Origin of the sequence: Oceanivirga salmonicida, from assembly GCF_001517915.1 — a bacterium.
Lineage (GTDB): Bacteria > Fusobacteriota > Fusobacteriia > Fusobacteriales > Leptotrichiaceae > Oceanivirga > Oceanivirga salmonicida.
In genome coordinates this window covers 1-4918 of sequence record NZ_LOQI01000091.1, presented here as the reverse complement: position 1 = coordinate 4918, position 4918 = coordinate 1, and the positions used below count along the sequence as shown (strand labels likewise).

4 protein-coding genes, 1 other RNA gene and 1 pseudogene are annotated in these 4918 nt (G+C 25.9%); all 6 read left to right on the top strand.

The genetic code is table 11. The annotated features are described in order from the left end of the window. Positions 1 to 348: PD-(D/E)XK nuclease domain-containing protein (locus tag AWT72_RS08005; protein WP_197407638.1), on the top strand; the 348-nt coding region annotated here is incomplete at its 5' end. Between the two features lie 115 nt (positions 349 to 463). Beyond that, positions 464 to 792: a transfer-messenger RNA gene (gene ssrA / locus AWT72_RS08000) on the top strand. 21 nt (positions 793 to 813) lie between these two features. Then, the gene (locus AWT72_RS07995) at positions 814 to 2121 is read left to right on the top strand and encodes a ClC family H(+)/Cl(-) exchange transporter (protein ID WP_067143398.1); all 1308 of its coding nucleotides are present in this window, start codon (positions 814 to 816) and stop codon (positions 2119 to 2121) included. 36 nt (positions 2122 to 2157) lie between these two features. Beyond that, the gene (locus AWT72_RS07990) at positions 2158 to 3582 is read left to right on the top strand and encodes a nicotinate phosphoribosyltransferase (protein WP_067143395.1); all 1425 of its coding nucleotides are present in this window, start codon (positions 2158 to 2160) and stop codon (positions 3580 to 3582) included. Between the two features lie 15 nt (positions 3583 to 3597). Continuing rightward, the gene (gene trpS, locus AWT72_RS07985; RefSeq protein WP_067143392.1) at positions 3598 to 4566 is read left to right on the top strand and encodes a tryptophan--tRNA ligase; all 969 of its coding nucleotides are present in this window, start codon (positions 3598 to 3600) and stop codon (positions 4564 to 4566) included. Continuing rightward, positions 4563 to 4918: pseudogene (locus AWT72_RS07980) on the top strand (hypothetical protein); the annotation flags it as partial. The gene trpS and the pseudogene AWT72_RS07980, both read left to right, overlap by 4 nt.

Sequence of the window (4918 nt, the reverse complement as noted above, 5' to 3'; positions counted from 1 at the left end):
AAACAAGTATATGCAAAAGATATTAAGACATATGAGAGAGCATATAGAACATTAATAGCAACCCTATTTAATTTATCTGGTTATTATATAGCCAAAGTAGAACAAAAAGCAGGTATAGGAGAAGCAGATATAATATTATTACCAGCATATATGACAAGGCAAGCAAAATTAATAGAATTAAAATGTGTAGATACACCAAAAGATATAGAAAATAAACATAAAGAAGCAAAAGAACAAATAGAAGCAAAGAAATACAAAGATTATTTCACAGATGAACAGTTAGAAGGTTTACAAATATATACTATGATATGTTGTAATTATGAAGTTAGTATAAGAGAAGTTAAGTAATTTAATTAGATATGTATTAAAAATATACAGTTAAAGAGTTGAAACAAAAAACATATTATTTGTTAAGGCTCTTTTTTGTTGAATTTATTGCTAAAAATTGGTATAATTCATATATGGGAGTGTAAAGGTTTCGACATGGTAAGAAGCGTATGATAAGCAAGCAGTTGAGAAACTATAAATCTTTTAAAAATAAACGGAAACAAAAATTATTCTTTAGCTGCGTAGCAGCTTTCGTTAGTACTATGATGCTATTTAGTAGCTACTAACGTCAAATAAATAGCTTACTATAAGTAATGATTATAGCTTGTAGGACATTAATAATCTAGTTTATGGACCTTTGGTAATTTAGCATCCAATAAATTAAAAAGATAAATTATCTAAGCTTGTAGAAAGTTATATGGACCCTTATTGTGGACACGAGTTCGATTCTCGTCACTTCCACCATAATATTAAGGTAGGAAAATAATGAAAAATAAAGTATTTTCATTGAAAAATGAATTTAATGGAAGACTAAAACTGATATGGTATTCGGCTATTATAGGAATAATAACTGGCTTTATAGTTGTCTTATATAGAATATCACTTGATAAAATAGTTGATTTAAGACAAATTATTATGGAACAAAGTAAACCATTAGTATTAGTCTTATTTTTTATATCTGCAATTCTTACTCAAAAAATGATGATAAAATACCCTTTAATAAGGGGAACAGGTATAGTTCAAGTAATGGCACTTATAAAAAAGAAAATAATATTTACTAGTTTTTTTGAAATAATATATAAATTTATAGGTGGAGTATTAGGTAGATTTATAGGTTTGTCATTAGGTATGGTTGGACCATCTATATATTTAGGAAGTAGTGTTGGGGAAAGTTTAAAAAAGATTACAAAAAATAGTGAATTAGAAGAAAAGAAATTAATAAGTGCAGGCTCTTCTGCAGGACTTACAGCAGCATTTAATGCGCCTATTTCTGGTATTGTATTTACCCTAGAAGAATTAAATAATTCTTTTTCAATAACGTTATTATTATGTACAATAGTTGGAAGTATATCCTCTAGTTTAATTGTTAGAATATTTTTAGGAAAAAAAGATATAATACCAAATTTACATTATATAAATCCAGCACTTAAAGATTTAAAATATATGTTTTTAGAAATATTATTAATATTAATACTAAGTGTAATAGTAGTTATAATTGCCAATATATTTGATAGTTTATTATTAATAACACAAAAAATATATAATAAAATAAAGATAAATTCATATATTAAATTAATAATAGTAGTAATTTTTTCATATATATTAGTAATATTTTTGACTAGTGTTACAGGTAGTGGTCGTGATTTAATAGAAAAACTTATAATAAAAGATATAGGAGTTAAAACTATAATTATATTGTTTATATTTAAATTTATATTTACAGCCATATCACATTCTACTAATGTACCTGGTGGATTATTTATACCAAGTTTATTAATAGGAGCATTAATAGGTAAAATATATGGAATAGGAATTTATAAAATATTTAATTTAGATTCAGCATATATAATGCATTTTATAGTTATATCGATGGTTGCATATTTTACTGCAATAATTAAAGCACCATTTACAGCAATAGTTTTAGTTATGGAAATTACAGGAAATTATCAAAATATATTTTCTATAAGTTTAGCAGCATTATTCACATATATTTTATTAAAAATTTTTAAAAGAAAATCAATGTATACAATACTTTATGATAGTATATATATTCTAAAAAAAAAGAAGAGATAAAAATAATGTCGAAACGAAATAAAAAAGGAGTTAATAATGGAAAACTTAATACTGGCTTGTGATTCATATAAGGTATCACATCCAAAGCAATACCCAAAAGATATGGTGTATATGCATAGTTATATTGAAAGTAGGGGGGGACAGTATGGTTATACTAAGTTCTTTGGACTCCAATATTATTTGAAAAAATATTTATCAACTAGAATAACAAAAGAAATGGTAGATGAAGCAGATAAAATTTTTAATATGCACGGAGTTCCTTTTGATAGAAAAGGCTTTGACTATATCGTAAATGAGTTAGATGGAAAACTTCCAATAAGAATAAGGGCAGTTACTGAAGGTGTTTTAGTACCTAATCATAATGTTTTAGTAACTATTGAATCTACTTGTGAAAAAACTCCTTGGATAGTTTCATGGTTAGAACCATTATTATTAAAAATATGGTATCCAATAACAGTTGCTACATATTCGTATAAAGCAAAAAGAATAATAAGACATTTTTTAGACAAAACTTCTGATAATATTGAAAAAGAATTGCCATTTAAGTTACATGATTTCGGGTATAGGGGTGCTTCTAGTGAAGAAACAGCAGGTATTGGTGGATTAGCACATTTAACTAATTTTTTAGGAACTGATAATGTAAAATCATTAGTATATGGTAGAAGATACTACAATGAAAAATGTGCAGGTTTTAGTATACCAGCAGCAGAACATAGTACAATCACTTCTTGGGGTAAAGAAAATGAAAAAGATGCAATGGAAAATATTATAGATACTTTTGATAAAGGAGTAGTTGCAATAGTATGTGATTCATATAACTATTTTGATGCTGTAGAAAATATTATTTGTAAAAAATTAAAAGATAAAATAGAAAAAAGAGATGGTTTAGTAGTTATAAGACCAGACAGTGGAGATGCAGTTATTAATATATTATTTGCTCTTGAAAAATTAGAACAAGCATTTGGATGCGAAGTAAATAGTAAAGGTTATAAGGTTCTTAATAAGGTTAGAATAATACAAGGAGACAATGTATATGAAGATAGTATATGGGACATACTAAAAATAGTAACAGAGTCAGGTTATTCAACAGAAAATATTACCATGGGTTGTGGTGGGGCCTTATTACAAGGTAATCGTCATTCAAGTATAAATAGAGATACTCATAGATTTGCTATGAAATGCAGTTCTATAAAAGTTCATGATAAATATATAGACGTATTTAAAAACCCTATAACTGATAGGGGCAAAATAAGTAAAAAAGGTAGATTAGATTTAATAAAAGATAAAAACGGAGTAATAAAAACTATAAACATTTCTAATTTAAAAGAGGGTACATATAGCCCCAACACTATATTACAAACAGTATTTGAAAATGGAGAAATAACAAGGGAATATAGTTTAGATGAAATTAGAAATAATGAATATAAATATTTCACACCAGAAAATGAAAGAAAAATATAATAAGATTAAGGAGAGATTATGAGAAGTTTATCAGGAATACAGCCAAGTGGTATGTTACATATAGGAAACTATTTTGGAGCATTAAAACAATTTGTTGATATGCAAGATAAGTATGAAGGGCTATATTTTTTAGCAGATTACCATTCACTAACATCAAATAAAAATTCAGAATTATTAAGAGAAAATACTAAAAATGTAATATTAGATTATTTAGCATTAGGTTTAGACCCTAAAAAATCTACTATATTTTTACAATCAGACGTAGTATACCATACAGAACTTATGTGGATTTTATCAAATGTAACTCCTATTGCATTATTAGAGCGTGGGCATGCATTTAAAGATAAGGTAAATAAAGGTATTAAGGCTAATACTGGTCTATTTACTTACCCTGTTTTAATGGCGGCCGATATCTTATTATACGATACTGATATAGTGCCAGTTGGTAAAGATCAAAAGCAACATGTAGAATTTACTCGTGATATTGCTACTAAATTTAATGAACAATATGGAAAAGAAGTATTTAAGTTACCAGAAGATTTAATATTAGAAAGTGTTTCAGTAGTACAAGGAACAGATGGGGAAAAAATGAGTAAATCTTATGGAAATGTAATAAATATGTTTTTACCAGAAAAAGATTTGAAAAAACAAATTATGAGTATAGTAACAGATAGTAAAGCCTTAGAAGAACCAAAAGACCCAAATAATAACATAGTTAAAATCTACGAATTATTTGCTAGTAAAGAAAATGTTCAAATAATGAAACAAAAATTTATAGAAGGTGGCTATGGTTATGGTCATGCTAAAAAAGAATTACTTGGTACTATGCTAGAATATTTTAAAGATGCAAGAGAAAAAAGAGAAAAATTATTAAATAATATGGATTATGTAAATGAAATATTAAAACAAGGTGCAACAAAGGCAAATGAAATAGCAAGTAGAAAAATGGAAATAGTAAGACAAACTATAGGATTATATAAATGATATACTATGTTACAGGTCTTAATTCTAGAGCAGTTAAGATAGAAGAAATAATGAAAGAGTTTACTGATATTAAGGTATATGATGCATATATAAAAGAAGAATATGAGCAATTTATAGAAAGCATTACTAATCAATCTCTATTTTCAACTAATGAATTAATAATATTAAAAAGAGCAGAAAAAATTAAATCAATGAAAGAATTGATAAGTTTTTTAGCGAAATTTAATGATGATAATAAAAGTATAATTGTAGATTATTTTTGTGAGTATAAAAATAAGAACCCTTATTTAAAAGATTTTGAAAAAATGAATGCAAATATAATAAATATTGAAGATTCAAAACAACTTATAGA

Bases quoted from the DNA above. Each gene is read 5' to 3' on its own strand.
- AWT72_RS07990 (WP_067143395.1), top strand. From the start codon at position 2,158: ATGGAAAACTTAATACTGGCTTGTGATTCATATAAGGTATCACATCCA.
- AWT72_RS07995 (WP_067143398.1), top strand. From the start codon at position 814: ATGAAAAATAAAGTATTTTCATTGAAAAATGAATTTAATGGAAGACTA.